The sequence below is a fragment of the Halostella litorea genome (assembly GCF_004785955.1).
GTDB classification, from domain to species: domain Archaea; phylum Halobacteriota; class Halobacteria; order Halobacteriales; family Natronoarchaeaceae; genus Halostella; species Halostella litorea.
Map to the genome: position 1 here is coordinate 20,958 of NZ_SJER01000006.1, position 24,826 is coordinate 45,783.

At 69.3% G+C, this 24,826-nt stretch carries 27 protein-coding genes; 15 read left to right on the forward strand and 12 right to left on the reverse strand.

The features are described 5' to 3' along the window. Positions 1 to 17: 17 nt before the first annotated feature. From EYW40_RS16745 to EYW40_RS16755, 3 genes are read right to left on the reverse strand one after another with little or no spacing between them, the layout of a single operon-like run. The gene (locus tag EYW40_RS16745) at positions 18 to 716 is read right to left on the reverse strand and encodes a TorD/DmsD family molecular chaperone (RefSeq protein ID WP_135822806.1); all 699 of its coding nucleotides are present in this window, start codon (positions 714 to 716) and stop codon (positions 18 to 20) included. Between the two features lie 4 nt (positions 717 to 720). Then, the gene (locus tag EYW40_RS16750; RefSeq protein ID WP_135822807.1) at positions 721 to 1,902 is read right to left on the reverse strand and encodes a 4Fe-4S dicluster domain-containing protein; all 1,182 of its coding nucleotides are present in this window, start codon (positions 1,900 to 1,902) and stop codon (positions 721 to 723) included. Continuing rightward, positions 1,902 to 5,081: a molybdopterin-containing oxidoreductase family protein gene (locus EYW40_RS16755; protein ID WP_135822893.1), complete on the reverse strand. Its 3,180-nt coding sequence runs from the start codon at positions 5,079 to 5,081 to the stop codon at positions 1,902 to 1,904. Before EYW40_RS16755 ends, EYW40_RS16750 begins: the two co-directional genes overlap by 1 nt. Positions 5,082 to 6,125: 1,044 nt before the next feature. Here EYW40_RS16755 and EYW40_RS16760 point away from each other — a divergent pair. Both EYW40_RS16760 and EYW40_RS16765 read left to right on the forward strand, forming a co-directional pair. Beyond that, positions 6,126 to 7,319 (forward strand): orc1/cdc6 family replication initiation protein, encoded by a 1,194-nt coding sequence (locus EYW40_RS16760; RefSeq protein WP_135822808.1) that lies wholly within the window; start codon positions 6,126 to 6,128, stop codon positions 7,317 to 7,319. Positions 7,320 to 7,456: 137 nt separating this feature from the next. Beyond that, complete coding sequence (locus EYW40_RS16765; protein WP_135822809.1) at positions 7,457 to 7,729, forward strand: DUF7967 family protein; 273 nt, start codon at positions 7,457 to 7,459, stop codon at positions 7,727 to 7,729. A 33-nt stretch (positions 7,730 to 7,762) separates the two neighbouring features. On the opposite strand, the gene EYW40_RS16770 is transcribed toward EYW40_RS16765, so the two are convergent. Further along, complete coding sequence (locus EYW40_RS16770; RefSeq protein ID WP_135822810.1) at positions 7,763 to 8,560, reverse strand: ZIP family metal transporter; 798 nt, start codon at positions 8,558 to 8,560, stop codon at positions 7,763 to 7,765. A gap of 161 nt (positions 8,561 to 8,721) precedes the next feature. Between EYW40_RS16770 and EYW40_RS16775 the strand changes: the two genes are divergently transcribed. Continuing rightward, complete coding sequence (locus EYW40_RS16775) at positions 8,722 to 9,876, forward strand: pyridoxal phosphate-dependent aminotransferase (protein WP_135822811.1); 1,155 nt, start codon at positions 8,722 to 8,724, stop codon at positions 9,874 to 9,876. 53 nt (positions 9,877 to 9,929) lie between these two features. On the opposite strand, the gene EYW40_RS16780 is transcribed toward EYW40_RS16775, so the two are convergent. Further along, positions 9,930 to 11,228, reverse strand: coding sequence for an O-acetylhomoserine aminocarboxypropyltransferase/cysteine synthase family protein (locus EYW40_RS16780; RefSeq protein ID WP_202614581.1), 1,299 nt, complete (start codon positions 11,226 to 11,228; stop codon positions 9,930 to 9,932). Between the two features lie 264 nt (positions 11,229 to 11,492). Here EYW40_RS16780 and EYW40_RS16785 point away from each other — a divergent pair, with 264 nt between their 5' ends. Further along, the gene (locus tag EYW40_RS16785) at positions 11,493 to 11,792 is read left to right on the forward strand and encodes an Htur_1727 family rSAM-partnered candidate RiPP (protein WP_135822812.1); all 300 of its coding nucleotides are present in this window, start codon (positions 11,493 to 11,495) and stop codon (positions 11,790 to 11,792) included. After that, on the forward strand, positions 11,789 to 12,994 hold the full coding sequence (locus tag EYW40_RS16790) for a TIGR04347 family pseudo-SAM/SPASM protein (RefSeq protein ID WP_135822813.1): 1,206 nt from the start codon (positions 11,789 to 11,791) through the stop codon (positions 12,992 to 12,994). The genes EYW40_RS16785 and EYW40_RS16790 overlap by 4 nt, the downstream gene beginning before the upstream one ends. A gap of 152 nt (positions 12,995 to 13,146) precedes the next feature. Here EYW40_RS16790 and EYW40_RS16795 read toward each other — a convergent pair whose 3' ends face one another. The 4 genes from EYW40_RS16795 to EYW40_RS16810 all read right to left on the reverse strand — a co-directional run bounded on the left by EYW40_RS16795 (position 13,147) and on the right by EYW40_RS16810 (position 15,541). After that, entirely contained in the window at positions 13,147 to 13,674 is a 528-nt protein-coding gene (locus EYW40_RS16795; protein ID WP_135822814.1) for a halocyanin domain-containing protein, read from the reverse strand. Positions 13,675 to 13,759: 85 nt separating this feature from the next. Next, positions 13,760 to 14,071, reverse strand: coding sequence for a hypothetical protein (locus EYW40_RS16800; RefSeq protein WP_161973231.1), 312 nt, complete (start codon positions 14,069 to 14,071; stop codon positions 13,760 to 13,762). A 2-nt stretch (positions 14,072 to 14,073) separates the two neighbouring features. Next, entirely contained in the window at positions 14,074 to 15,231 is a 1,158-nt protein-coding gene (locus tag EYW40_RS16805; RefSeq protein ID WP_135822816.1) for a TIGR04053 family radical SAM/SPASM domain-containing protein, read from the reverse strand. A gap of 4 nt (positions 15,232 to 15,235) precedes the next feature. Continuing rightward, on the reverse strand, positions 15,236 to 15,541 hold the full coding sequence (locus tag EYW40_RS16810) for a CGCGG family putative rSAM-modified RiPP protein (RefSeq protein ID WP_135822817.1): 306 nt from the start codon (positions 15,539 to 15,541) through the stop codon (positions 15,236 to 15,238). A gap of 88 nt (positions 15,542 to 15,629) precedes the next feature. Between EYW40_RS16810 and EYW40_RS16815 the strand changes: the two genes are divergently transcribed. Further along, positions 15,630 to 15,890 carry a DUF2249 domain-containing protein gene (locus tag EYW40_RS16815; RefSeq protein ID WP_135822818.1) on the forward strand — a complete coding sequence of 87 codons (261 nt, stop codon included), beginning with the start codon at positions 15,630 to 15,632 and terminating at the stop codon, positions 15,888 to 15,890. A 23-nt stretch (positions 15,891 to 15,913) separates the two neighbouring features. On the opposite strand, the gene EYW40_RS16820 is transcribed toward EYW40_RS16815, so the two are convergent. Together EYW40_RS16820 and EYW40_RS16825 are read right to left on the reverse strand one after the other, a co-directional pair. After that, complete coding sequence (locus EYW40_RS16820; protein WP_135822819.1) at positions 15,914 to 16,147, reverse strand: DUF2249 domain-containing protein; 234 nt, start codon at positions 16,145 to 16,147, stop codon at positions 15,914 to 15,916. 92 nt (positions 16,148 to 16,239) lie between these two features. Further along, positions 16,240 to 16,467 (reverse strand): DUF2249 domain-containing protein, encoded by a 228-nt coding sequence (locus EYW40_RS16825; RefSeq protein ID WP_135822820.1) that lies wholly within the window; start codon positions 16,465 to 16,467, stop codon positions 16,240 to 16,242. Positions 16,468 to 16,601: 134 nt separating this feature from the next. Between EYW40_RS16825 and EYW40_RS16830 the strand changes: the two genes are divergently transcribed. The 5 genes from EYW40_RS16830 (at position 16,602) to EYW40_RS16850 (ending at position 20,041) form a co-directional block, all read left to right on the forward strand. Continuing rightward, on the forward strand, positions 16,602 to 17,237 hold the full coding sequence (locus EYW40_RS16830; RefSeq protein ID WP_135822821.1) for a helix-turn-helix domain-containing protein: 636 nt from the start codon (positions 16,602 to 16,604) through the stop codon (positions 17,235 to 17,237). 109 nt (positions 17,238 to 17,346) lie between these two features. Next, positions 17,347 to 17,724: a winged helix-turn-helix domain-containing protein gene (locus EYW40_RS16835; RefSeq protein ID WP_135822822.1), complete on the forward strand. Its 378-nt coding sequence runs from the start codon at positions 17,347 to 17,349 to the stop codon at positions 17,722 to 17,724. Continuing rightward, entirely contained in the window at positions 17,721 to 17,993 is a 273-nt protein-coding gene (locus EYW40_RS16840; protein WP_135822823.1) for a DUF7521 family protein, read from the forward strand. Before EYW40_RS16835 ends, EYW40_RS16840 begins: the two co-directional genes overlap by 4 nt. A gap of 288 nt (positions 17,994 to 18,281) precedes the next feature. Further along, on the forward strand, positions 18,282 to 19,181 hold the full coding sequence (gene cysK / locus EYW40_RS16845; protein WP_135822824.1) for a cysteine synthase A: 900 nt from the start codon (positions 18,282 to 18,284) through the stop codon (positions 19,179 to 19,181). A 149-nt stretch (positions 19,182 to 19,330) separates the two neighbouring features. Further along, positions 19,331 to 20,041, forward strand: a complete 711-nt coding sequence (locus EYW40_RS16850) for a halocyanin domain-containing protein (protein ID WP_135822825.1) — start codon at positions 19,331 to 19,333, stop codon at positions 20,039 to 20,041. A 27-nt stretch (positions 20,042 to 20,068) separates the two neighbouring features. Here the strand turns inward: EYW40_RS16850 and EYW40_RS16855 are convergent, their stop codons facing one another. Beyond that, positions 20,069 to 20,479 carry an SRPBCC family protein gene (locus tag EYW40_RS16855; protein WP_135822826.1) on the reverse strand — a complete coding sequence of 137 codons (411 nt, stop codon included), beginning with the start codon at positions 20,477 to 20,479 and terminating at the stop codon, positions 20,069 to 20,071. Between the two features lie 113 nt (positions 20,480 to 20,592). Here EYW40_RS16855 and EYW40_RS16860 point away from each other — a divergent pair, with 113 nt between their 5' ends. The 4 genes from EYW40_RS16860 (at position 20,593) to EYW40_RS20465 (ending at position 24,714) form a co-directional block, all read left to right on the forward strand. Continuing rightward, positions 20,593 to 20,922, forward strand: a complete 330-nt coding sequence (locus EYW40_RS16860) for a DUF7521 family protein (protein ID WP_135822827.1) — start codon at positions 20,593 to 20,595, stop codon at positions 20,920 to 20,922. 94 nt (positions 20,923 to 21,016) lie between these two features. Further along, positions 21,017 to 22,939: a DEAD/DEAH box helicase gene (locus tag EYW40_RS16865; protein WP_135822828.1), complete on the forward strand. Its 1,923-nt coding sequence runs from the start codon at positions 21,017 to 21,019 to the stop codon at positions 22,937 to 22,939. 137 nt (positions 22,940 to 23,076) lie between these two features. Next, complete coding sequence (locus tag EYW40_RS16870; protein WP_135822829.1) at positions 23,077 to 23,646, forward strand: response regulator transcription factor; 570 nt, start codon at positions 23,077 to 23,079, stop codon at positions 23,644 to 23,646. Between the two features lie 105 nt (positions 23,647 to 23,751). After that, positions 23,752 to 24,714, forward strand: a complete 963-nt coding sequence (locus EYW40_RS20465; protein ID WP_375137161.1) for an RAD55 family ATPase — start codon at positions 23,752 to 23,754, stop codon at positions 24,712 to 24,714. Positions 24,715 to 24,826 lie beyond the last annotated feature (112 nt).

Sequence of the window (24,826 nt, forward strand, 5' to 3'; positions counted from 1 at the left end):
CGACCGGAGCCGCGGGATCACGGCGTCCCACCCCCGTTTCCGGCCCCGGTGGCTCCCGTCGTCGGTTCGGGGTGTTTCCCGTTGTCGTAGGTGACCAGCTCCTCCACGAGGTCCGCGGCCGCGAGGTAGAGCGGCTCCTCGGCCGACTGCCGGACGTCGTAGGCGAGCGCCGGCACGAACTCGACGAGGTGGTCGTCCAGCACCGTGGCCTCGGCGTGCTCGACGCGCTCGGCGGCCGCACGGTCGCCCTCCTCCAGCGCGACGGCGCGCTGGCCGGCGAGGACCTGTGCCAGCTCCAGCTCGGCGGCGACGTGGTCCTGGCGCTCGGCGAAGTCCTCGCTGGGCTCGACGCCGAACTCCTCCAGCAGGCCGACGACCGTCGCGATCCGGCGCTGCTCGATGCTGAGTTCGTCCCGGGTCGTGTAGTGGGCCTCGTACGGCACCACGGCGTACGTCCCCTCGCCGTCGGGGACGCCGAACAGGTCGTTGTACGCGGACGCCAGGTCGTCGGCCGACGTCGACTCGACCGCGTCCAGCAGGCGTTCGGCCTCGTCGGCGACGTGCAGGCGCTCGGCGGCGCGCTCGATCCCCGCGCGGGCCTCGGGGTCGGTCAGTTCGCTGACTGTGCGCTCGTCGGGGTACGTGAACGCCGCCGCCGCGGCGCAGTACAGCGTCGCGCGGGCGGCGTGGTACTCGGGGTCGGTGGTTCGGCTCATGGCTCTATGGCTGGTTGGTCCACATCTCGCCCTCGCGGACCTCCATTTCCTCCTGGAACGGGATGTCGACGACGAGCTTGCCCTTGCGGTCCCATCCCTTCACGCGGTGTTCCTTGACGTTGTACGTCTCGATGAGGCGGGTCGTCGCGCCGAACAGCTGGAGGATGCCGAGCACGTGGTGGCTCGGGTTCCGGGCGCGCTCCTGGACGATCTTCACCGACTCCTCGTACGTGCTGCCGGGCCAGTCGTTGCGCTTTTGCTCGGTGTTGGGCGTAAACATCTGCGTGAGGAACTCCGGCGGCACGTGGTACGGCGGCATGTAGAACACCTGCGGCCGGGTGCCGAACTGCGGGTACAGCGGGAGCGCGACCTTCTCGTCGCTCTTGGCGAGGTAGTTGGTCGGGCTCCGGCCGGCCGCCGCCGACTGCTTGCCGTTCGGGTGACCCGCGTCGGGGCCGCGGTTGATGTTCCCGTGCAGACGCGTCTTCCCGATGCACGAGGAGACACAGCGGGGGACGTTCCCCTCCTCGATGCGCGGGAAGCAGCCGACCGGCTTCTCCGAGACGCCGGTCTCGGGGTTGTACATCGGCTTGTGGTACGGACACGCCTTCACGCACTTCCGGTAGCCGCGACACCGCTCCTGGTCCAGCAGGACGATGCCGTCCTCCTCGCGCTTGTAGATGGCCTTCCGCGGGCAGGCCGCGAGGCAGGCCGGGTTCTTGCAGTGATTGCAGAGCCGCGGCAGGTAGAACTGCCACATGTCGTGGTACTCGTCCTCGCCGAGATCGCTCTCGATCACGTCGCCCGTCGGGTACTCTCCGTGGGCCTGGTCGTCGCCCAGCGCGGGGTACTCCCACTCCTCCTTCTCGGCGACGTAGCCCCGCACCTGCTCGCCCTCCTCGGCCGCCTCGAAGATCGTCTCGTCGGTACCCAGGTCGTCGAGCAGCCGCATGTCCCACCCCATCGGGTAGCCGCCGTAGGGCTCCGTCTCGACGTTCATCCACCACATGTACTCCTCGCCCTCGCCGCTGGTCCAGGTGGACTTGCAGGCAAAGGAACAGGTGTTGCAGTTGATACACCGGTTCGTGTTGATGATCATCCCCCAGTGCCAGTCCCGTTCCTCCTGGCGGTGCTCGTAGGGGTAGCTGTGCTCGCGGCCGAGTTGCGGGTTGTGTGTCTGTGGCATCAGCTATCGCCTCCCTGCAGGCTGCCGTCGATGTAGTTCTGCACGAGGTCGTCGCGGCGCGCGTCGCCGGGCCACCAGTCGGCCTCCTCGTACTTCTCGACCTCCACGAGGTCGTCGCGGTTCGTCCCGGTCGGCGCCCAGACGGTCTCCTCGTAACCGGCCTCCAGGCCGGCCCCGTGCCAGGCGATCTCCTCCTCGACCTCATCGGAGATGTTGGGGTCGCCGAACACCCCCTTGTGGACGAGGTCGTCGGTCTCCTGTGCGGGGTCGAGCCAGATGTTCGTCGTCACGTTGTACCCCTTGACCCCGTCGCCCTGCTCCTCGTCGTCGGGGAAGTGCTGGGGCCACCAGCCGTGCCAGATGGTCAACTGGCCCATGTCGCCGGCCGAGCGGGGCCGCTGGCGCTCGCTCACCATGGCGCGAACGACCAGGTCGCCGCGCTTCCCGCTGATCCGGACGTAGTCGCCGTTCTCGACGTCGATGTTCGCGGCGTCCTCCGGGTGCATCTCGACGAACGCCTCGCCCAGCGGCGGCGAGTCCGCCGTCTCGCCGTCGCCCTGCGGGAACGAGAAGTCGTCGACGAGCCGTTCCGTGCCGTCGGGGTCGGCGCTGGTCGACCCGAAGTCACGCGACGACCAGATCAGGTTCCAGTCGGTCATCCCCCACGAGGAGTGGGTCCGGTACTTGGGGTGTGGCGTGTTGTAGTAGAACTGGTACTCCTGGTCGTGGTACAGCGGGTTCTCCTCGTCTTTCGCCTCGTCCCACTTCTGGTTCACGCCGTACGGCGTCCCCTCGGGGCTCTCGATGTGGTCCAGGTCGGCCCGGCCGAGTTCGAGCAGGCGGTCCTCCTCCTTGTGGAACTCCATCCGGCCGGTCTTCGTGTAGAACGGCCGGTCCTCGTGGATCTGGGAGTAGAACGGGACGCGCGGGTACGTCTTCATCTGGAGGCGCTCGGGGCCGTCCTCCAGGTCCTCGACGTCGATGTCCCGGGTCGTCATCCCGGCGTCGAGCGTCTCCTGGATGTAGTTGCGCACGTCGCCGTCCTCGTCTAAGAACTCCGCGAAGTACTCGCGGTAGGAGTCGACGTTGCGCTCCTCGGGCGGGATCTTCTCGTCGAGTTTCTCCGCGACGAGCGCGACGGCCTCCCCGTCCTGTTTGGTGTCGTAGATGGGGTCCATCACGCCGTGGTCCATCTGGAGGAACGGGTTCTCCGGCCCGACGGTGATGTCGGGGTACTCACACTCCAGCCAGGACGGCACCGGGAGCACGATGTCGGCGTGCCTGGCGGAGTAGGTCATGTGCATGTCCGAGACGATGAACAGTTCGTTGCCCGTGTCGGGGTGTTTGACGAAGTTCTCGATGACGTGCTCCTGGTGTTTCGTCTGGTTCAGGAGGTTGCAGTTCATCGTCCACAGCACTTCGGGCCGGGACATCGTGTACGACTCCGCGTCCGACGGGATCACCGGCTCGTCGGCGTCGCCCTGCGGGACGAGGTCGAGTTCGCGGTCGAAGTCGCCGCGCACGTCGTGGGGGTCCAGCGACTCGCCGCCGAAGAAGGCGAAGGCGTACCCGGGGTACATCCCGTGGGCGGCGTTGCCGTCGGGGTTGACGTACGACGGGTAGCCGTCGAGCAGTTCGATCTTGTACTGCCCGGAGTAGTTGTAGTAGCCCGCGCCGCGCTCGCCGACGTTGCCAAGCATCGACTGGACGAAGAAGATCGTCCGCTGGAGCGCGTCGTTGGAGTGGAACCAGTGGTTGATCCCCTCGCCGGTGAACCACTGGCCCTTGTCGGCGTCGGCGAACTCGCGGGCCGTCTGCCGGAGCTTGTCGGCGGGGATCGTGGTGATCTCCTCGACCGTCTCCGGGTCGTAGTTCTCCAGGATGTTCGCCTTCTGCCGGGTGAAGTCGGTGTGGACCGCGACCGACGCGCCGTCGGCCAGGTCGACCTCCGTGTCGACTTCGAGCCGGGGCGTCGTCGGCGTCTCGTCGCCGACCTCCTCCCGAGTGACCGCGACGGGGTTCCCGTCCTGGTCCAGCGCGACGAAATCGCCCCAGTCGTCGTCGCCGCCGTGGTGGGCGACTCCCTCCTCGCCCTCGGTGCCGCCCTCCGGCGGCTCGTGGTCGGGGAACACCTCGTGGGCGCGCAGGTACTTCCCGTTGTCCTGCCGCACCAGCAGCGGGAGGGTGGTGAACTTCCGCATGAAGTCGGCGTCGTACAGCTCCTCGTCGATGATGACGTGGGCGACGCCGAGCGCGAACGCCGGGTCGCTGCCGGGCCGGACCGGGAGCCAGCGGTCGCACTTCTGGACCGTCGGCGAGTAGTCCGGGTAGACGCCGACCATCTTCCCGCCGCGCTCGCGGCTCTCCTGGAGCCAGTGGTTGTCCGCGAGCTTGTTGTGGATGAGGTTCTTCCCCTGGATGATCGTGTAGTCGGCGGCGCGCCACGCCGACGCGTCGGAGTCGCTGGTCTGGTAGCCGGTCGTCATCACGTGGCCCGGCGGCAGGTCGGCGTACCAGTCGTACTCCGTCCACTCGCAGCCGCCGAAGATCGAGGCCAGCCGGCGGCCCGCGCCGTGCCGGGTGATCAGGCCGTCGGACTTGATCGCGTTGAAGATGTGGAACCGCTTCTCGTCCTCCAGGCTCGCCATCTTCTCGGCGATGAGGTCTATCGCCTCGTCCCAGGAGACGCGCTCGAACTCGTCCTCGCCCCGTCCCTCCGGGCTCGGGTCGTCGGGGTCCCACCCCTTGCGGACCATCGGGTACTTGATCCGGCTCGGCTCGAACGTCCGCCGGTGGAGCGTCAGCCCCTTCATGCAGCCCCGCGGGTTCCAGTGACGGCTGACGTTTGCCTGCTCGTAGCCGCCCGGGCTGCCGGGACCGGGGCTGCCCTCCTCCTCGTGGTAGATCTGCTCGGAGCGGATGGGCACCCCGTTTTTCATGTAGAAGTTCAACGCGCAGGACTGTGTGCAGTTGGGGTGACACACCGTCCAGTCGACCTCGTCGTACGCGTAGATGTCGTGGTACACCTCCTCCCAGTCCCGGTTCGGGTAGGACTTGAGGGGGTTGTCGACCGACGTGACGGGGTCGACCGCTTCCGTCGCGTTCCACGCGGACCCGACGAGGGTCCCGACCGCGCCTGCGCCGGCAGCCGCGAGGAAGTCGCGCCGCGAGAGGCTCACCGCGAACCACCTCGCGTGGCGGATCGTTCGGGTAGCATACACACCCTGCTACCCACGCCTCTCCGTTCAAACACCTCATCGGTTTTCAGCGCCTGGGAACGTTCGCGAACGTGTTCGCACGCCCGTTGAGAGGGACGGAACCGCCGTCGGGCGGCGGCGGGTTCGACGTCGTCGCCCCGTCCGCGCCCTCGCCGGTCCCGCGTCCGGACGGCCCCACCGACACGGACACCCCAGGGAACGAGTGAAAACGGAGTCCCGCGTGGAGGGGAGCGTTCGAGGGAGACGTCGGACGCCCCGTCCGAACACACCCCTCGGACCGAGTGAAAAACCGGGGTTTCACTGGGGTTTCCGTGGGGTATCCTGAAGGCACACCCCTCGGACCGAGTGAAGATCGGGGGAGCACACACACCCCAGAGAACGAGTGAAAACGGAAACACGGCCCTGCCCCCAACCCCCGCTCCGGCCTCGCCTACTCCCCGTTTGCGGTGTGATCGACAACTCGGAGAGATACGGTATTTCAAGTCCTCTAGCGGACGTTTTAGTGACAGCCCGATCAGACAGCAACCACACATAAGATTCTTAAAATATGCATGCTGTCATGATCCTAGTAGAGACTAGCAACTAGTAGCACTACTCTAGTAATATCTACTAGGGAATATCGAGTCTAGCTTATCTCTAGCTCGGCTTGCGCTTGTACTATCGCGTTATTATATATTTTACTGTACAAGCAATACATACATACAACATACTCAACAGATAGAGAGAAAGAAGCTCTTAGATCAGTTCTAGCGAAGTATTAGAGATCGCGCTAGGGACTGGAGACAAGGCAACACGAGTTCTTTATATACCACCCCGCGATCTCCCCCCACCGCTCCCCACCACCCCCTCCCCCCTCGATCACGTTTTCACTCGGTTTCTGGGGTGTGTGTGCTCCCCGTCCCTGAAACAGTTACGCGGCAACACACCCGGACGAGGGATATTTTCACGTTTTCACTCGGTCCGAGGTCCCGTAGCTTTATCCCGATCCTCCGAGTTGTCACGGACATGTCCGAGGAAGGAGGGACCGACGCCGACCTGTTCGCGACCGGCGACATCTTCCGCCGGCGCGAACTTCTCCGCGTCGGACACGTCCCCGACCGGGACCGCATCGTCGGGCGGGACGACGAGCTTCAGAGCGTCGGGCAGGCGCTCGGCCCCGCGACGGACGGCGGCCCGCCGTCGAACGTCGTGATCTACGGCAAGACCGGGACCGGCAAGAGCCTCGTCGCCCGCCACGTCACCCAGCGGGCGAGCCGGATCGCCGCCGGGAACGACGTGACGTTCTCCCACGTCTACGTCGACTGCTCGGACGCGGACACCGAGACCCGCGTCGCCCGGGAGATCACGACTCAACTCGCGGCGACCACCGAGGGCGCGCCCGACATCCCACAGCAGGGGATCGGCGCGAACGAGTACTACCGGTACCTCTGGGACCTGCTCGAATCGCGGGACACCTGCATCGTGCTCCTCGACGAAATCGACATCCTCCGCGACGACGACGTGTTGATGCAGCTCTCGCGCGCCGAGGAGACGGGGAAGACCGACTGCTATCTCGGGGTCATCTCTATCAGCAACAAGATCGAGTTCCGCGACCGCCTCAGCGAGCGGATCGACTCCAGCCTGCAGGACGAGGACATCATCTTCCAGCCCTACGACGCCAGCCAACTCCGGAACATCCTCGAAAACCGCCGGGACGCGTTCAAGGAGGGGGTGCTCGCCGACGGCGTCATCCCGAAGGTCGCGGCGCTTGCCGCCCGCGAGCACGGCGACGCGCGGAAGGCGATAAACATCCTCCAGAAGGCGGGCGAACTCGCCGAGCGCGAGAACGACGACCGGGTGACCGAGGCCCACGTCGAGCGCGGCCAGCAGAAAGCCGAGGTCCAGCGCTTCCAGGAACTCGTCTCCGGTTCGACCCCACACGTCAAACACCTGCTGCGGGCGCTGGCGACGCTGACCGAGGAGCGGCAGGCCGACGCGTTCGCGACCGGCGAGATATACGAGGAGTACCGCTCGACGGCCGCGAGCGGCGGCAGCGACCCGCTCGGCCAGGACCGGGTGTACCGGCTCCTCAAGGAGCAGTCGTTCCTCGGCGTCACCGAGTCGCGCCACACCGGCGGCGGGAAAAGCGAGGGGAGCTACCTCGAACACCAGCTCATGCGCGAGACGGACGTCGTCCTCCAGGCGCTTGGCGACGAGTGACTCCCGGCCCCCCGACACTCCCGGCCCGCCGAGTGACCCCCGGCTCACCGACGAACGGCTCCCGGCCCACGACGGCGGCCATCGGGTCCGCGCCGGCGAGAGCCAGAACTATCCGGCTGCTGGTCCATCGCCCGAACATGAGCGACGAGACGACGCGCGTGTGGCTGGTCGAGCGGACGTTCGTCCGCGACGAACTCGGCCTCGTGTCGCTGGTGTACGCCACCCCGGATGGGGAGCGGTACTACCGGCGCCAGATATCGGCGAGCGGGCACACCGGCGCGGGCGCGGACGTGACCCGCGAAGTCGCGACGGCGGACCTGCAGCCGGTCGACGACGAGGAGACGGTCGAGCGGTACGCCGGCGAGGTCGACCGCATGCGGGACCAACACGACCCCGACGAGACTGTGTGACCGCCGCCGCCGACGCTCGGGTTTCGAACGACCTCACACGAACGCCAGCGGCACCATCAGTGCAACGCCGGCCGCCATCCCGCCGACCAGCTCGCGGCGGCCGCCGCCGGGCAGGTCCGCGCCGGCCTCCAGCGCTTCCGGGACGAACTCCGCGGCGACGAGGTAGATCATCGCGCCGGCGGCGAAGCCGAAGCCGGCGGGCAGGAACTCCCGAGCGGTGCGGACGAAGTAGAAGGCGATCACCGCGCCGACGGGCTGGGGCAGGCTGGAGAACACCGCCCACCAGGCCATCCGCCACTCGCTTACCCCCATCGCCCGGAGCGGGATGGATATCGCGACGCCCTCGGGCACGTTGTGGATCGAGATCGCGACGGTCATAAACACCGCGAGCAGCGGGACGGTGAAGCCGAACACCGCCGGTCCCTGCCCGATGTTGAGGTCGGCGAAGGAGACGCCGACGGCGACGCCTTCGGGGAAGCTGTGGACGGTAAGCACCCCGAGGATCAGCACGAGCTTCTTGAAGTCGGCCTCCTCGTACTGCTTGGGGTGGAGTTCGACGCCGCTTATGATCCGGTGGCTGACGACGACGAGGGCGACGCCCGCCACCATCCCCGGGATCACCTCGCGGACGGTCCCCTCGGCGAGCCCCTCCAGTATCAGGCCAAACAGCGACGCCGCCACCATGATCCCGGAGGCGAGCCCCCACAGGATCACGTTCCAGCGGTCGCTCACGTCGTCGACGAGGAAAAAGGGGATCGCGCCCAGCCCGGTCGCGAGCGCGGTGACGAATCCGGCGACGAACACCAGCGTCAGGTTCGCCAACAGGTCCATGTGTGATCCTTTTCGTTCCGGTCTGATAATCCTTCATCCGGGGACAGGTTCCGGGCCGCGGTCGGCTCCGACGCCGTTCCCGGGCCGCCCGGCGGCGCCGAAACCGGCGCGATCCATCACCGACCCGAACGTTATTCGTGTCCGGCCCCCACCCCAGGCGTATGACCGGTCCCACCGAGCGGGTGCGGCGCGTCAACCGCTCGTCGATCCGCGTGATGTACGACATGGCAGAGTCGACCGACCGCGACCTCGTCCGGCTCGAGGTCGGCGAACCGGACTTCGACACGCCCGACCACGTCGTCGACGCCGCCGAGGCGGCGGCGCGCTCGGGCGACACGCACTACACGGCCAACGCGGGGCTGCCGGAACTGCGCCGGGCGGTCGCCGACCGGATGGCCGCTGACTTCGACGTGTCGACCGACCCGGGGGAGGTCGTCATCACCAACGGCGGGATGGAGGCGCTCCACCTGGCCGTCCTGGCGACGGTCGCCCCGGGCGAGGAGCTTCTGATCCCCACGCCGGGATGGCCGAACTACATCTCGCAGGCACATCTCGCCGACGCGAAGCCGGTCGAGGTGCCGATGCCGGCTGACGGGGGCTACCCGCTCGACCCCGACCGGGTCCGGGCGGCGATGTCCGACGACACGGCCGTCGTCGTGCTCTGCTCGCCGTCGAACCCGACGGGCCGGCTGTACGACGAGGACGCGATGTGCGAGGTGGTCGACGCCGCGGCCGAGTACGACGCCTACGTTATCGCCGACGAGGTGTACGCCGGCCTCGCTTACGACCGCGACGTGACCGGCCTCGCGGCGCTCACCGACCACCCGGAGCGCGTGCTCACCGTGAACTCCTGTTCGAAGACCTACGCGATGACGGGGTGGCGCGTTGGCTGGCTCGCCGCGCCGCCGGAGATCGCAGACGAGGTGACGAAGATCCACGAGAGCACGACCGCCTGCGCCGGCAGCGTCGCCCAGCGCGCCGCGATCGCGGCGCTGACGGGGCCACAGGAGCCGGTCGAGGAGATGTACGAGACGTTCCGCGAGCGCCGGGACTACGTCGTCGACCGCGTCGCCGGCATCGACGGCCTCACCTGCCCGCGGCCGGAGGGCGCGTTCTACGCCTTCCTCGACCCCGACGTCCCGGGGTCGAGCCTGGAGGTCGCGAAGGAACTGCTCACCGAACACGGCGTCGTCGTCGCGCCCGGCGACGGCTTCGGCGACGCCGGGGCCGGCAAACTCCGACTCAGCTTCGCCAACAGCATGGACCGCATCGAGACGGGGTTCGACCGCATCGAGCGGTTCATGGCGGACCACTGACGCCGTACTCCTCCGCCGTTCGGGAACCGCCGACCGAGGGCCGCGATCCCGCGTTACCGCACCGCCTCGATCGCGGCGTCGAGGTCGGCGATCACGTCCGCGGGGTCCTCGATGCCGACCGAGAGGCGCACCATCTCGGGGACGACACCGCTGGCCGCCTGTTCCTCCTCGGTCAACTGCTGGTGCGTGGTGCTGGCGGGGTGGATGATCAGCGTCTTGGCGTCGCCGACGTTGGCGAGCAGGCTCGCCAGTTCCGTCTGCTCGCACATGCCGCGGGCGGCCTCGTAGGCGGCGTCGCCCTCGCCCGCGAGGCCGAAGGTGATCATGCCGCCGTAGCCGCCGTCGAGGTACTCCGAGGCCTCCTCGTGGGTCTCGTGGGACTCCAGGCCGGGGTAGTTCACCCACTCGATCGCGTCGTGCTCCTCCAGGTACTCGGCGACGGCCATCGCGTTCTCGCAGTGGCGCTCCATCCGGAGCGGGAGCGTCTCGACGCCCTGCAGGGTCTGCCAGGCGTCGAACGGCGACTGCTGGTTGCCGAGGTCCCGCAGGCCGCGGGCGCGGGCGGCCATGGCGAAGGCGGCGTCGCCGAAGCGCTCGCTGAAGTCGACGCCGTGGTACGCGGGGTTCGGGCCGGCGATCTCCTCGTAGTCGTGTTCGTCCCAGGGGAAGGATCCGCCGTCGACGAGCACGCCGCCGATGGTCGTGCCGGAGCCGTGGAGCCACTTCGTCGTCGACTCCCACACCAGGTCCGCGCCGTGCTCGATCGGCTTGCAGAGGTGGGGCGTTGCGAACGTGTTGTCGACGAACAGCGGGACGCCCGCGTCGTGTGCGATCTCCGCGAGGCGGTCGAAGTCCGGCGTCACGAGCGCCGGGTTGCCGATCGTCTCGCAGTGGACGAACGCGGTGTCCTCGTCGATCGCTTCCTCGTAGGCCTCGTAGTCGAGCGTGTCGACGAACCGGGCCTCGATCCCCCGGCGGGCGGCCGTGTGTTCGAGGTAGGTGTACGTGCCGCCGTACAGCGACGACGCGCTGACGACGTTGTCGCCCACGGAGGCCAGCATCGTCGTCGCGAGGTTGAACGCGGCCATCCCGCTGGAGGTCGCCACCGCGCCGGTGCCGCCCTCCAGGCTCGCGAGGCGCTGCTCCAGCGTCTCGACGGTCGGGTTGCCGATCCGGCTGTAGATGTACCCCGCCTCGTCGAGCGCGAACTGGTCCGCCGCCTGCTCGGCGTCCTCGAACACGTACGACGTGGTCTGGTGGATCGCCGGCGCGCGGGACCCGGTCGCCGGGTCGGGCTCCTGGCCGTCGTGGAGGCTACGCGTCTCGAAGCCGCGGTCTGAGTCGTCCGTCATCGTCGGCACGTTCGCTTGCATCCCCCTTACAGCTTCCCCGAACGTAGACAGGAGCAAATATTGCGACGGCGCGGGGAGAGACGGGCAGGAATTGGGTCCGGCAGACGGATGGAAATGGGGTCGGTGAAACGGGCGGAAACGGGTCGACGCAAAACGCTCTCCGGGGCGACACACGGCCACCCCACCTCTGACCGCCAGCGGCGGCGTTCCCAGTGTGTGGGAACGCCCGTCCCCGGTTTTGTACGCTCGGCCGAAGGGTTCGGTATGGTCGAGAAAGCGCGCCGAAACGAGGTCGGGGACAACCCCCGCGGCGGGGACGGACGCGAGTGGGAGGTGTTCGTCCGCGAGGACGCCGACGAACCGATGCAACACGTCGGGAGCGTCAGCGCGCCGTCGCCGGAGGTCGCCCACGAGCAGGCGACGCGGCTGTTCGCGTGGTTCGCAACGGACGTGTGGATCTGCCCCGCCGACGAGACGCACCGCTTCTCCACGCACGACCTGGACGACGAGGCGGAGCCGGCACCCCACCCCGACGGCCCGGAGGGCCGCACCCACGAGCTATGATCTCGGTCAGCAAACTCCTCTGTGACATGGACGCCGAGGGCGACGGCCTGCGTTACGACGCGGCCGACGAGTCCGACGCCGACCAGATCCGCGAGCGCAAGCAGCGCCGGCCGGTCGTCGTCTGGAACCTCACGAAGCAGTGCAACCTCTACTGCGAGCACTGCTACGCCGCCGCGACCGAGGAGCGCGCCCCCGGCGAACTGTCGACGGCCGAGGGGAAGCGGCTGCTGGACGACCTGGCCGACTACGGCGTCCCGGTCGTCCTCTTCTCCGGCGGGGAACCGCTCGTCCGGGACGACCTGACCGAACTCGTCGCGTACGCCGCCGACCGCGGGATCCGCCCCGTCCTCTCGACGAACGGGACGCTGATCACGCCGGAGCGGGCGGCGGAACTGCGCGACGCCGGCCTCAAGTACGCCGGCGTCTCCGTCGACGGCCTGCGCGAGCGCAACGACGCGTTCCGCGGGCAGGAAGGGGCGTTCGACGCCGCGGTCAGGGGGATCGAGGCCTGCCTCGACGCCGGCCTCAAGACCGGCCTGCGCTACACGATCACCGAGCGCACCGCGCCGGACCTGGAGGACGTGGTCGACTTCCTCTACGACGTCGGCGTCGACCGCTTCTGTTTCTACCACCTCGACTACGGCGGCCGGGGCGCGGCGATCCGCGACGCCGACCTCGCCCCCGACGAGAAACGCGAGGCGGTCCGGCGGGTCTGTGACATGACCCGCGAGTACCACGACCGCGGCGAGGAGATAGAGACGCTGCTGGTGGGCAACTACTGCGACGCCGCCTACCTCGTGGAGTACGCCCGCGAGGAACTGGGCGACGCCCTCGCCGACCGCGTCGAGGCGTACCTCCGGCGCAACGGCGGCGACCCGGCCGGCGAGCGCGTCGCCGACGTGGACTACCAGGGCAACGTCCACCTCACGCAGTTCTGGCAGGGCTACTCGCTTGGCAACGTCCGGGACCGCTCGTTCGGCGCGATCTGGGAGGACGACTCGAACCCGCTCCTGCGGGCGCTCCGCGAGCGCGAGGACCACCTCACGGGCAAGTGCGCCGGCTGCCAGTACCGGGGCGTCTGTCGCGGCGCGTCGCGGCTGCGCTCGCTCGCCGCCCACGACCACCCGTTCGGCCCCGACCCGCAGTGTTACCTCTCCGAGGCTGAGGTCTCGGGCGGCATGACGGGTAACCCGGCGGACTGACGGACCGGTTCGTTCTTCCTCGGAAGCGTCTCCGCCGTCGAGACTGCCGACCGCGATGAACGGACGTCGGACTACTCGGTACTACCGGTCAATGCGAAAACGCGGTAGACCGCGCCGAAACCGCCGTCCGCGGTGAAAAGCGTCGCCGCGCGCTACTCCTCGACGACGACTGCGCCCTTCATCCCCACCGTCTCGTGGGGCGAGCAGTAGTAGAGGTAGACGCCGGCCGTCTCGAAGGTGTGTTCGTGGGAGTAATCGGGCATCTCGATGGAGTCGTCGCCGCTCCAGTCCGAGCCGTCGGGAACGGTGTCCGGGATGACGTTGTGGGAGCCGTTCTTCCAGTCCCACGTGACTGTCGTTCCGGAGGACACCCGGACGGCGGCGGGCCCGAACGCGTTCTCGCTGTTCGGCCCGACGGCCACCTCGACGGCGTCCGAGCCAGTCTCGTCGACAACGCCGTCGTAGTTGTTCGCGCCGCTCAGGTAGTTCTCGACTTCGGAGGGGGCGCTGCCCCCGCCGCCGTCACCGCCTCCACCGCCGCCGTCGCTGTCGCCGCCATCGCCGCCACCGTCGCCGCCGCCGCTGTCGGACGAACAGCCGGCGAGCAGTACTGTAGAAGCGGTCGCCGCGGCCGTTGCCGTCAGAAACCGTCGTCTATCGAGGTCGGTATGGTCGGTCATTTGTCGGCAATTGAAACGTAGGACCGCTCCCTTTTACGTAACCCGCCCACCGCAGAGCGGTGAGAACCGTCCGAAGGTTTATATACTACCGTCGGTCCGCCGGCCCCTCGTCCCCGAACAGTTCGAGGGCGGTCGCCACCGCGGCCTCGTCGTCCGTCGAGAGGAGCGCGTCGGTCGGGGCGGCGACGAGCGTCCCGGTGATGCGGCGGGTCATGCGGTCGACGGCGCGCCGCTGCGCGTCGGTGAGGTCGCCCGCGGCCTCCAGCCGCCGGAGCGCGGCGTCGAGTTCCGCCTGCCGGATCGATTCGGCGCGGCGGCGGACGTGCCGGGCGGCCGCCTCGGGGCTGCGGTCGTCGGGGGCCGCGGACCGACCCATCGTGGCTCCGTCGCCCGACATGGTCAGTCGGCCGAGGTCGGTTCCGCGGCCGATTCCCATGGGAGGGGGCCGTCGTACCCCTCCGGAACGTACGGGCACAGCGGGTCGCTCGCCAGCGGGTCGCCGGTGTGGGCGTACGCCCGCGACCGGCTGCCGCCACAGACGTTTCGGAACGGGCACGCGCCGCACTTCCCGCGGAAGCCGTCGGGGTCGCGCAGCGACTCGAACAGGTCGGCGTCGCGGTACACGTCGACGAGGTCGTCCTCGCGGACGTCGCCCGCCGACTCCGGGAGGAACCCGGAGGGGTACACCTCGCCGACGTGGCTGACGAACGCGAAGCCGTCGCCGGCGCGGATGCCCGCCCGCCGGCCGATGGCGTCGGCGTCGGGCGCGGCGGTGCCGTCGCCGGGCGCGCCGGACCCGGGGCCGGACGCTCCGGCGGCGTCGCCCCCGTCGCGCGCCCGCTGGATCCCGACGCGGCGGTAGTGGGGTGCCTCCGTCGTCTTCACGCCGAAGCGGGCCTCGTCGCTCACCTCGTGGAGCCACTCCATCACGCGCTCGGCGCGCTCGGGGGGGACGGGGTCCAGGACCCGGCCCCGCCCGACCGGGACGAGGAAGAACACCGACCACAGCACCGCGCCGAGGTCGGCCACGCGGTCGCGCAGCGCCGGCAGTTCGTCGACCGTCGTGTCGCAGACGGTCGTGTTGATCTGGAGCGGTAGCCCCGCCTCGCGGGCGGTCTCGGCGGCCGCGACGGTCTGCTCGAAGCTCCCCGCCTCCCCGCGGAAGGCGTCGTGTGACTCGGCGCTCGCGCCGTCGAGGCTGAGCGCCATCCGCTGTAGCCCGGCGTCGGCGAGGTCGGCGATCACCTCGGGCGTCAGCGACCCGGTGCCGCTCGGCGTCAGCGTCATCCGGAGCCCGAGCTCCGTGCCGTACTCGACGAGGTCGACCAGGTCGTCGCGGGCCAGCGGGTCGCCGCCCGAGAGCACGACCAGCTGGCCGTCGCCGAAGTCGGCCGCGGCGTCGAGCAGTTCCTTCCCCTCCGCGGTCGTCAACTCGTCCGGGTGCCGGCGGGGCTGGGCGTCCGCCCGGCAATGCTCGCAGGCGAGTTCGCAGGCCTGCGTCACCTCCCAGACGAGGACGAACGGGCGCTCGTCCGTGTCGACGGCGCTGGGCCGCACGGCGCTATTCCTCCACGCGGACGCGGGTGACGTGGCCCCCGCAGCCGCACTGCTCGACGTACTCTAGGTCGAGCCCGTCGAACGCCGCCCGGAGGTCGTCGTACAGGTACGTCTCGGGGTGGCCGTGGTCCCCGTGGGTGACGAGGTTGACGTGGTTCCCCGGGGCGGTGTGTTCGACGGCGTCCCGGGCCTGCTCGAGGACGAGGTCCCGGTCCTCGCCGTGGTGTGGCTTCTCCAGGTTGGCCGACCACGAGTTGTCGTGGACGCGCTCGGTCACGGGTTCGACGTCGTCGTGAGACACTGATCCCATACGCGTTCGTTGTCGCTACCCGGCGGAAACGAGCGTCCCGAACGTGTTCGGGGCAACGACCTGCCGGGTCGCCCCCCAACCGTCGTGTATGCCCGAACCGGAAGCCGCGTTGTCCGGGACCGACGCGCCGACCGATCGCCCCCGCGAGACGCTGGACGCGCGTGAACTGCCGCCGCCCCAGCCGCTCCAGCGGACGCTCGAACTGCTGCCCGAACTGGACGACGGGACGGTGCTGGTGCAGTTCAACGACCGCGCGCCCCAGCACCTCTACCCGAAGCTCGCGGACAGGGGCTACGAGTACGAGACGGTTGGGGAGGACCCCGTCGTCACGGCGATCTGGAAGCCGTAGCCGATCCCGGCCAGCGCGCTCGGCTACTCCTTCGGGAGCGTGGCGACGAACTCGTTCGCGTCGCGCCGTTCGACCTCGTAGCCGTCGGCGTCGAACGAGTCCACCTCGGCTTTCATCTCGTAGAACAGCGGCTTCGGCTCGTGGTCGTTGACCAGCGTCAGCGCCTCGCCGCTCTCCAGGTCGGCGAAGGCGTCGTGGATCTTGGGGTGGCGCTCCGGCGGCGGCACGTCGCGAAGGTCGAGCGTTCGGTCCGTCATGCGGGTGAACGTCGCTCCCCCGTTCGGGTCGGGGTTACCCCGAACACGTTCGCCCCGTCCGTCGGTGCGCGGCGGGTCGGCGCGTCCGCCGGCTAGACGTGTTCGATCTCCACCTGCCACTCGTCGTCCGCGACCCGTTCGGTTTCGTAGGTGAAACCGCGCTGTTCGAGCACGTCGTAGAGGGGTTCGGGTTCGAAACTGTTGACGAGGACGAACGTTTCGTCGTCGCCGAGCGCGTCCAGCTCCGCCACGATGTCGCTGAACGGCTCGCCGTCGATCTGCCTGGCGTCGAGCGAGCGGTCGGGCGTGTCCGTGCTCATTACGGGTAGCAGTTCGACGCTCGTTTCCCTGTCGGTTCCCCCGACCATGTTCGGACGCTCGGGGAGGGCTCCCGGCCGGCGAACCGAACATATTCGCCAATACTTATTGTCGGCGGTCGGCATAACGTTCGTACATGCCACAGGCGCAACTCACGCTGACCGTTCCCGAGGAGACGTGGATCGGGGACCTGTCCCGGTCGTACCCCGACGCGCGGGTCCGGATCCTCGCGGCGCTGGCCGACGAGGCCGCGGGGGTCGGGCTCGCTGAGATCGCCGCGCGGGACCTGCCGGATCTAGTCGGCGACATGGCCGCGTACGACGAGGTGATCGACCTCGAACTGCTCCAGGACTACGAGGACGAGGCGCTGGTGCAGTTCGAGACGACGATGCCGCTGTTGCTGTTTGCGGTCCAGGACTCCGGCGTCCCGCTCGAACTCCCCTTCGACATCGTCGACGGGGCCGCCGAGTGGACGGTGACGGCCCCGCAGGACCGCCTCTCCGAACTGGGCGAGCAACTCGACACGGTCGGCGTCTCCTACACCGTCGACTACGTCCAGCAGACGATCGACTCCGACCAGCTGCTCACCGACCACCAGCTCAACCTCGTGCGGACGGCCGTTGAGGTGGGGTACTACGACACGCCCCGCACCTGCTCGCTGACCGAGCTGGCCGAGGAGCTGGACATCGCCAAGTCGACGTGTTCCGAGAGCCTCCACCGCGCGGAGGAGAAGATAGTCAAGCAGTTCCTTGAGGACGTAACGAACTCGTGACCCGACCCCGACCCGGTCTATGGCCGGGCCGGCCCCCTGTTTGCCGGCCCGCAGACCGCGCCGGCCCAACCCGAACGAATTATACGTCTCTCATGATGCATATCCGCTAATGGTGCGGGACCCCTTCGGCGACGACGACGCCCCAGAGCTCCAGGACGTCCTCGATGCGCTGGACGACCCGGACTGCCGCGCCATCATCACGGAACTCGAAGCGCCCATGACAGCAAGCGAACTCTCCGACGCGGCCGACGTACCGCTGTCGACCACCTACCGGAAGCTCGATCTCCTCTCCGAGGCGTCGCTGCTCTCCGAACGAACCGAGATCCGGTCGGACGGCCAGCACACGACCCGGTACGAGGTCGCGTTCGACGAGGTCCGGATCGCTCTGGACGAGCAGCGGTCGTTCGACGTGGGGATCACCCGCCCCGAGCGCTCGCCGGACGAACAGCTCGCTGCCATGTGGTCGGAGGTGCGCAAGGAGACATGACTCACCCCTTCGTCATCGTCGGTCTCAAGACCGCGACGCTGTTCCTCGGCGGCATGATCACGTTCTACGCCTTCCGGGCGTACCGGCGGACCCGCTCCCCGGCGCTGCGCGCGCTGGCGATCGGGTTCGGGGTGGTCACGTTGGGCTCGCTGCTGGCGGGCGCGATAGACCAGGTGCTTCAGGTCGACCGGGAACTGGCGCTCATCGTCGAGAGCGGCCTGACCGCGGTCGGCTTCGCCGTGATCCTCTACTCGCTGTACGCGGAGTGACGTTCTACTCGGGGCGCTCGATTCCTGTCGTCTCTCGGTTCGACGTCCACGAACGCGGCGACTTCCCCGAAGCCGATAGCGCCGCGTTACTCCGATACCGATGTAAAAATTTAGTACTTCCCACACGTATAGTATAGCACGACCCATGTTCCCCGGAAGGCGCTCGGTCGTCCCCGACCTCGCCGGAGAACTGCGGCGGAACCGCCCCCCGGCGGCCGGTGGTCAGTCCAGCCGGACGAACACCTTCGGGACCAGCCCGACCGCCGTCGCGGAGCAACCATCCCACGTATGACGGAGATAGTCGACGACGCGACGGAGCTGGTCGGATCGACGCCGCTCGTCCGGCTCGACGCCTTCGGGGGCGTGCTCGCGAAGCTCGAGGAGTTCAATCCCTACTCTGTCAAGGACCGGATCGCCCGCGAGATGGTCGAGGCGGCCGAGGCGGCGGGGGAACTCGACGGCGACACGGCCGTCGTCGAGCCGACCAGCGGCAACACCGGGATCGGGCTGGCGTTCGTCTGTGCCGCGAAGGGGTACGACCTGACGCTGACGATGCCGGAGTCGATGAGCGAGGAGCGCCGGAAGCTGCTCGCCGCGATGGGGGCGGACCTGGTGTTGACCGACGCCGACGACGGGATGAACGGCGCGATAGACGCCGCCAAGGAGCGCGCGGCGAGCGACGACGCCGTCATGCTGGGGCAGTTCGGCAACGAGGCCAACCCCCGCGCGCACCGACTGACGACCGGCAAGGAGGTGTGGGAGGCGACCGACGGCGAACTCGGCGCGTTCGTCGCCGGCGTCGGCACCGGCGGGACGATCACCGGCGTCGCGGAGTACCTGACGGAGGTCCGGGGCGTCGACGCCGATATCGTGGCCGTCGAGCCCGAGCGGTCGGCGGTCCTCTCGGGCGAATCGCCCGGGAGCCACGGGATCCAGGGGATCGGCGCGGGGTTCGTCCCCGAGGTGCTCCGCGAGGCGCTGATAGACGAGGTCGAGACCGTCCACCGCGAGGACGCCGTCGCGGCGACCCGGAAGCTGGCCCGGGAGGAGGGCATCGTCGCGGGCATCTCCTCGGGCGCGGCGCTGGCCGCCGCCGAGCGCGTCGCGTCGCGGGACCCGGACGGCCCCGTCGTCACCGTCCTCCCCGACTCGGGCGAGCGCTACCTCTCGACGGACCTGTTCGAGTGACGGCGCGGGGCGGGACGGCGGTCGGCACGGCGTGACCCGGGGGCGGCCAGCCCCCGGGGCGGGCGGACAGCCCGCGGGACGCCGGGGTTCCCACGGCGTGAGAATTTCGATGCCGGTATTAGTACCTTACCGCCTATCGTTCACACGTGATGACCGAGAACGACACACCCGCCGGCGTCAGCCGCCGGCGACTGCTCAAGGCGACCGGCGCGGCAGGCCTCGCGGCGGCCGCGCCCGCCGCCGCGTCCGGGCGCGCCGCCGCCCAGGAGGGCGGCTACGGCGACTGGTTCAGCGACGTCCCCAACTTCGAGGGAACCGAGGACATGCGCGACCAGGACTCGGTGACCGTCGAGGTCGGCCCGGGCGGGAACAACGTGTACGAATCGCCGGCGGTCCGCGTCTCGCCGGGGACGACCGTCACCTGGGAGTGGGTGCAGGGGTCGCACAACGTCGCCGTCGAGTCCACCCCGGAGGGGGCCGACTGGAGCGGCGACGAGTCCATCGAGACGCCCGACTACTCCCACGAACACACCTTCGAGACGGAGGGGGTCTACCTCTACTTCTGTACCCCGCACCAGTCCCTCGGGATGAAGGGGGCGGTCGTCGTTGGCGACGTCGAAGTCGACGACGAGGCCGCGATGGGCGGCGGTAACGGCGAGGGCGGTGGCAGCGGCAACGAGTCCAGCGGCGGCGGTGGCGGCGGCGACGACGGCGGCAGCGGGGGCGACGACTCGAACGCCATGACGCTGCTCGGCGCCAGCATGCTCGCCGCGTTCCTGTCGCCCATCGCCTTCGCCATCTTCCTGTTCACGCGCCGTCGGGAGCCGGAGAACGGGGCGCCGCTCCTCGAAGCGGACTGACGGCGTCGGTCCGCTCCGGCGGGGCCGTTACGGCTCCGCGCCGTCGAGGTACTCCAGTTGCCCCTCCAGCTCGCTGCGGCGCTGGCGCGCGATGACGGTCGCGTCGAGCAGGTCGCCGACCAGCGCGGTGCCGAGTTCGAACTCGGTGGTCACGGCCACGTGCGTGCCGTCGTCCGTCGGCTCCAGTTCGTACCACGTCGCCATCGACTCGAAGATGCCGTCGACCTGCTCGTAGGCCAGTTCGGCGTCGGAATCGAACACTTCGACGGTGAGTTCGAGCGTCGCGAGGCCGACCGCGTTGACCACCCGGACCCGGTCGCCGTCGACGTGGACCTCGTCGAAGTCGGCGGCCTCCATCAGCGGTCCGAGGTCGTGGAGCCGGTCGGCCACGACTTCGGGCGGATCGCCGACTGTCGCCTCGACGGAAACTGTTTGCATGCCCCACGGTTTTACCCCGACACGCTTCAACTTCTCGCGCCGTTCTCAGCTTCTGAAAACGCACACCCGTTTATATCGCTTCGTGCGTCGGAGTAACCGACGACGATGTCCAAATGATCCCACAGGACCTCCTGATCGTCGCGAGCAAGACGACGACGCTGCTCTGTGGCGGATTCGTCGCCTCGCTCGCCTACCGGGCGTATCTCCGCACGCACTCCCCGGCGCTGCGCGCGCTCGCCTACGGGCTGGCGTTCGTCACGCTTGGCACGGTGATCGCCGGCGCGCTCCACCAGCTCGTCGGCGTCACTATCGAGACCGGCGTCGCCGTCCAGAGCGCGTTCACGGCGGTCGGCTTCCTCGTGCTCGCGTACTCGCTGTACGCGCGGACCCCGGACCGGGAGCCGGACCGCACGGCCGCGGGCGGCGACGGCGTCGGCCGGTAACGGGTCGGACGCGCCCGCCCCGGTCGGCCGCCCTCGCGGGCCGCCCCTCGCCGACCCGCAAGCCGTTTGTCCCCGCCGCCGCTAGGCCGGCGTAGTGACGGGTTCCGACGAGTCAGAGACGACTGCCGACGCGCCGGACGTAGCCGCCGAATCCGGGACGGCGGGCGACGGTCCCGAGTCGGGGGCCGACGATCCGGACGCGACGGACGACGATCCGGAGGGGGTGACGCTGGACGCGTTCCACGACGTCCTGGAGGAGACGAGCCGCCCGGTCGTGACGGCGAGCGAGGTGGCGCGGACGCTCGGCCGCTCGCAGGCCGCCGCGGCGGACGCGCTGGACGAACTGGCGGGTGCCGGCGACGTGGAACGGCTCGACGTGGAGGCCGACCCGGTCGTCTGGTTTCCGTCGGACTGGGCGGCCGTCGCCGAGCGCGAGCGGGTCACGCTGTTCCCCGAGCGCCGGGAGGTCGTCGTCGACAGCCCGACGCAGTTCACCCGGGCGCAGCTGTCGCAGTTCGCCCACCTCGCCGACGCGAACGGCTCCGGGGGGTACGTCTACGAGATCCGCCGGGAGGACGTCTGGCAGGCACCGTACGACTCGCTCGACGACCTGCTCGGCACCGTCCGGCAGGTGCTCCCGGAGTCGGCCCCCGGGCTGGAGGAGTGGATCGAGGACCAGTGGAAGCGCGCCCACCAGTTCGTCCTGCGGACCCACGAGGACGGCTACACCGTGCTGGAGGCGGCCAGCGACGACCTGATGGGCAACGTCGCGAGACAGCGGCTGGACGACGGCCAGCTACGCGCCCCCGTCGAGGACGACCTGAGCTGGGTGGCCGAGGAGCGCGTCGCGGAGGTCAAGCGGCTCCTCTACGAGGCCGGCTACCCCGTGCAGGACGAGCGCGACCTGGAGGAGGGCGACGACCTCGACATCGACCTGAACGTCGACCTCCGGGGGTACCAGCGCGAGTGGGTCCGCGAGTTCACCGACGTGAAGTCGGGCGTCCTCGTCGGGCCGCCCGGCAGCGGCAAGACCGTCGCCGCCCTCGGCGTGCTGGAGGCGGTCGGCGGCGAGACGCTGATACTCGTGCCGAACCGCGAGCTGGCGACCCAGTGGCGCGACGAGATACTGGCCCGGACGACGCTGTCCGCGGATCAGGTCGGCGAGTACCACGGCGGCAAAAAGGAGGTCCGCCCGGTCACGATAGCGACCTACCAGACCGCCGGGATGGACCGCCACCGCCAGCTGTTCGACGAGCGGCGCTGGGGGCTGATCGTGTACGACGAGGTCCACCACGTGCCGGCGACGGTGTACCGGCGGAGCGCGGACCTCCAGACCAAACACCGGCTCGGCCTCTCGGCGACGCCGATCCGGGAGGACGACCGCGAGAAGGACATCTTCACGCTCATCGGCCCGCCGATCGGCACCGACTGGGACGCGCTGTTCGACGCCGGCTTCGTGCAGGAGCCGGAGGTCGAGATCCGGTACGTCCCGTGGGACAGCGACGAGCGCCAGGAGGAACACGCGAGCACGAGCGGGCACGACCGCCGGCAGGTCGCGGCGACGAACCCGGCGAAGCTCCGCGAGGTCCGCCACCTGCTGGCCACGCACCGCGACGCGAAGGCGCTGATCTTCGTGGAGTACATCGACCACGGCGACGCGCTTGCGGAGGCGCTGTCGGTCCCCTTCCTCAGCGGCGAGACGCGCCACGCCCGCCGGGAGAAACTGCTCTCGGAGTTCCGCCACGGCCACCGCGACGTCCTCGTCGTCTCGCGGGTCGGCGACGAGGGGATCGACCTGCCGGACGCCGACCTGGTCGTCATCGCCTCCGGGCTGGGCGGCTCCCGCCGGCAGGGCGCACAGCGGGCCGGTCGGGCGATGCGTCCCGCCGGCAACGCGCTCGTGTACGTCCTCGCCACGCGCGGGACGACCGAGGAGGACCACGCCCGGCGACAGCTCCAGCACCTCTCGGCGAAGGGGATCCGGGTGCGCGAGCGGGACGCCGAGACGGTCGAATAGCGGCGAAGTCGGCCGGATTCATAGTTTTACAGCCGCTTCGGGCCACGGTCACGGCCCCAGGGGTTCGTGGTCGCCGGTTCCCCCGATACACTGTACACGGCGAAAACGATATCAGTCGTACGTGTGATGATACACCAATGAGTAAGGCCGAGGGCCGTCCCTCCGTGGTCGTCGTCGACGACGACCGCCAGGTACTCGACCTCTACGAGACGTGGTTGTCGGACGCGTACGACGTGCGCACCGCCGCCGGCGGCGACGAGGCGCTCGGCGTCGTCGACGAGTCGGTCGACGTCATGCTGCTCGACCGCCGGATGCCGGACCTGCCGGGCGACGCCGTCCTGGAGGAGGTGCGCGCCCGGGGGATCGACTGTCGGGTCGTCATGCTCACCGCCGTCGACCCCGACGTCGACATCATCGACATGGAGTTCGACGACTACGTGACGAAACCCGTCTCCCGCGAGGAGATCATCGGCACCGTCGAGACGATGGTCGCGCGGGGCACCTACGGCGACCTTCTGCAGGAGTACTTCGCGGTCGCCTCCAAGCGGGCGACGCTGGAGACCGAACTCACCGAGTCGGAGCTGTCGGGCAACGAGGACTACGCCGACCTGGTCGAGCGCGGCGAGGAACTGCGCACCCAACTCGACGGGCTGCTGTCGGAACTGACGGAGTTCGGCGACTTCGAGGGCGCGTTCGCCGACCTCTGAGGGGCCTCCCCGACGCCGGGGACGTCCTTCTCGACGCCGGCGGGAGAGCCGTGACGGGCCGCGACCGTCGATACGATTATATCGACGGCGCGTCAAATCGAACCGATGGCAAAGCGGCTCTCGACCGGCGTCACGGCCATCGACCGGAACCTGGAGGGCGGCGTCCGCGCGGGCAGCGTGGTCGCGCTGCTCGCCCAGCCGGACAGCCAGAGCGAGCCGCTGCTACACGAGTTCATGGAGGAGCGCCCGACGGCCTACATCACGACGCTGCGGACCGAGGCGGCCGTCCGGGACGACCTGGAGCGGGTGCTCCGGACGGACGACTACTCGATCCAGTACGCCGGCATCGACACGCCCATCGACAACGCCGGCCGGGTCGTCCAGCAGGTCGACGGGCAGGCCAACGTCGTCCTCGACACGCTGAACCCGCTGGAGGCGACCGGCGAGCGCAACCGCTACGTCAACTTCCTCAACCAGTTCAAGACGCATCTCGTCAACACCGGGGCGGTCGGGCTGCTCCACTGCACCGCGATGGACCCGCCGCCGCTGCGCGAGACGACGCTGACGATAGCCGACGTGGTGTGGGAACTGGAGACCGAGGTGAAAGGAAGCTCCGTCGAGAACTTCCTGCGCGTGTCGAAGTTCCGCGGCGGCCGGCCGACGAGACGATCAAGCTGGACCTCGGCGAGGAGGTCGCGGTCGACACGAGCCGGGACATCGCCTGAGGGCAGGCCCGTTCGCGCACCGTCCCGCGGTACCCGCCCGCTCGTTCCGACGTGCCAGCCGGGATACGTTTATTCGTGTCGGGGCTGTACCAACCAGTACCATGTCAGGACGACTCAAACGAGCGCTCAGTCGGTCCCGCCACGCGGCCATCGGTGCGAGCATCGGTGCCGCCGTCGGCGGACTGTTCAGTCGGAACGCGGCGAGCACCGGGGCGGCCCTCGGCGGCCTCGTGGGTGCGACCATCGGCGAGAAGCGGGTGTCGGCCCGCACTCGGGTCGACGAGATAGTCGAGGAGTCGTAGCCGCGACCCCGTTCTCCGCTCCGAGCCCGCTTCGGGCGTAGTCGCGACGCCGCCGGGCGTACCGGACGCCGCCGGAAACGGGTCGGGGTCCGAACGCGCCGTCGGCGAGGGGATCCGGGTGCGGAATCACTATGCCGTCGCGGGCGTCCAGTC

What these genes read in the sequence shown, in the direction of transcription:
- EYW40_RS16745 (WP_135822806.1), bottom strand. Translation starts at nt 716, where the DNA reads ATGAGCCGAACCACCGACCCCGAGTACCACGCCGCCCGCGCGACGCTG.
- EYW40_RS16750 (WP_135822807.1), bottom strand. Translation starts at nt 1,902, where the DNA reads ATGCCACAGACACACAACCCGCAACTCGGCCGCGAGCACAGCTACCCC.
- EYW40_RS16760 (WP_135822808.1), top strand. Translation starts at nt 6,126, where the DNA reads ATGTCCGAGGAAGGAGGGACCGACGCCGACCTGTTCGCGACCGGCGAC.
- EYW40_RS16765 (WP_135822809.1), top strand. Translation starts at nt 7,457, where the DNA reads ATGAGCGACGAGACGACGCGCGTGTGGCTGGTCGAGCGGACGTTCGTC.
- EYW40_RS16770 (WP_135822810.1), bottom strand. Translation starts at nt 8,560, where the DNA reads ATGGACCTGTTGGCGAACCTGACGCTGGTGTTCGTCGCCGGATTCGTC.
- EYW40_RS16775 (WP_135822811.1), top strand. Translation starts at nt 8,722, where the DNA reads ATGACCGGTCCCACCGAGCGGGTGCGGCGCGTCAACCGCTCGTCGATC.
- EYW40_RS16780 (WP_202614581.1), bottom strand. Translation starts at nt 11,228, where the DNA reads ATGACGGACGACTCAGACCGCGGCTTCGAGACGCGTAGCCTCCACGAC.
- EYW40_RS16785 (WP_135822812.1), top strand. Translation starts at nt 11,493, where the DNA reads ATGGTCGAGAAAGCGCGCCGAAACGAGGTCGGGGACAACCCCCGCGGC.
- EYW40_RS16790 (WP_135822813.1), top strand. Translation starts at nt 11,789, where the DNA reads ATGATCTCGGTCAGCAAACTCCTCTGTGACATGGACGCCGAGGGCGAC.
- EYW40_RS16795 (WP_135822814.1), bottom strand. Translation starts at nt 13,674, where the DNA reads ATGACCGACCATACCGACCTCGATAGACGACGGTTTCTGACGGCAACG.
- EYW40_RS16800 (WP_161973231.1), bottom strand. Translation starts at nt 14,071, where the DNA reads ATGTCGGGCGACGGAGCCACGATGGGTCGGTCCGCGGCCCCCGACGAC.
- EYW40_RS16810 (WP_135822817.1), bottom strand. Translation starts at nt 15,541, where the DNA reads ATGGGATCAGTGTCTCACGACGACGTCGAACCCGTGACCGAGCGCGTC.
- EYW40_RS16815 (WP_135822818.1), top strand. Translation starts at nt 15,630, where the DNA reads ATGCCCGAACCGGAAGCCGCGTTGTCCGGGACCGACGCGCCGACCGAT.
- EYW40_RS16820 (WP_135822819.1), bottom strand. Translation starts at nt 16,147, where the DNA reads ATGACGGACCGAACGCTCGACCTTCGCGACGTGCCGCCGCCGGAGCGC.
- EYW40_RS16825 (WP_135822820.1), bottom strand. Translation starts at nt 16,467, where the DNA reads ATGAGCACGGACACGCCCGACCGCTCGCTCGACGCCAGGCAGATCGAC.
- EYW40_RS16830 (WP_135822821.1), top strand. Translation starts at nt 16,602, where the DNA reads ATGCCACAGGCGCAACTCACGCTGACCGTTCCCGAGGAGACGTGGATC.
- EYW40_RS16835 (WP_135822822.1), top strand. Translation starts at nt 17,347, where the DNA reads ATGGTGCGGGACCCCTTCGGCGACGACGACGCCCCAGAGCTCCAGGAC.
- EYW40_RS16840 (WP_135822823.1), top strand. Translation starts at nt 17,721, where the DNA reads ATGACTCACCCCTTCGTCATCGTCGGTCTCAAGACCGCGACGCTGTTC.
- cysK (WP_135822824.1), top strand. Translation starts at nt 18,282, where the DNA reads ATGACGGAGATAGTCGACGACGCGACGGAGCTGGTCGGATCGACGCCG.
- EYW40_RS16850 (WP_135822825.1), top strand. Translation starts at nt 19,331, where the DNA reads ATGACCGAGAACGACACACCCGCCGGCGTCAGCCGCCGGCGACTGCTC.
- EYW40_RS16855 (WP_135822826.1), bottom strand. Translation starts at nt 20,479, where the DNA reads ATGCAAACAGTTTCCGTCGAGGCGACAGTCGGCGATCCGCCCGAAGTC.
- EYW40_RS16860 (WP_135822827.1), top strand. Translation starts at nt 20,593, where the DNA reads ATGATCCCACAGGACCTCCTGATCGTCGCGAGCAAGACGACGACGCTG.
- EYW40_RS16870 (WP_135822829.1), top strand. Translation starts at nt 23,077, where the DNA reads ATGAGTAAGGCCGAGGGCCGTCCCTCCGTGGTCGTCGTCGACGACGAC.
- EYW40_RS20465 (WP_375137161.1), top strand. Translation starts at nt 23,752, where the DNA reads ATGGCAAAGCGGCTCTCGACCGGCGTCACGGCCATCGACCGGAACCTG.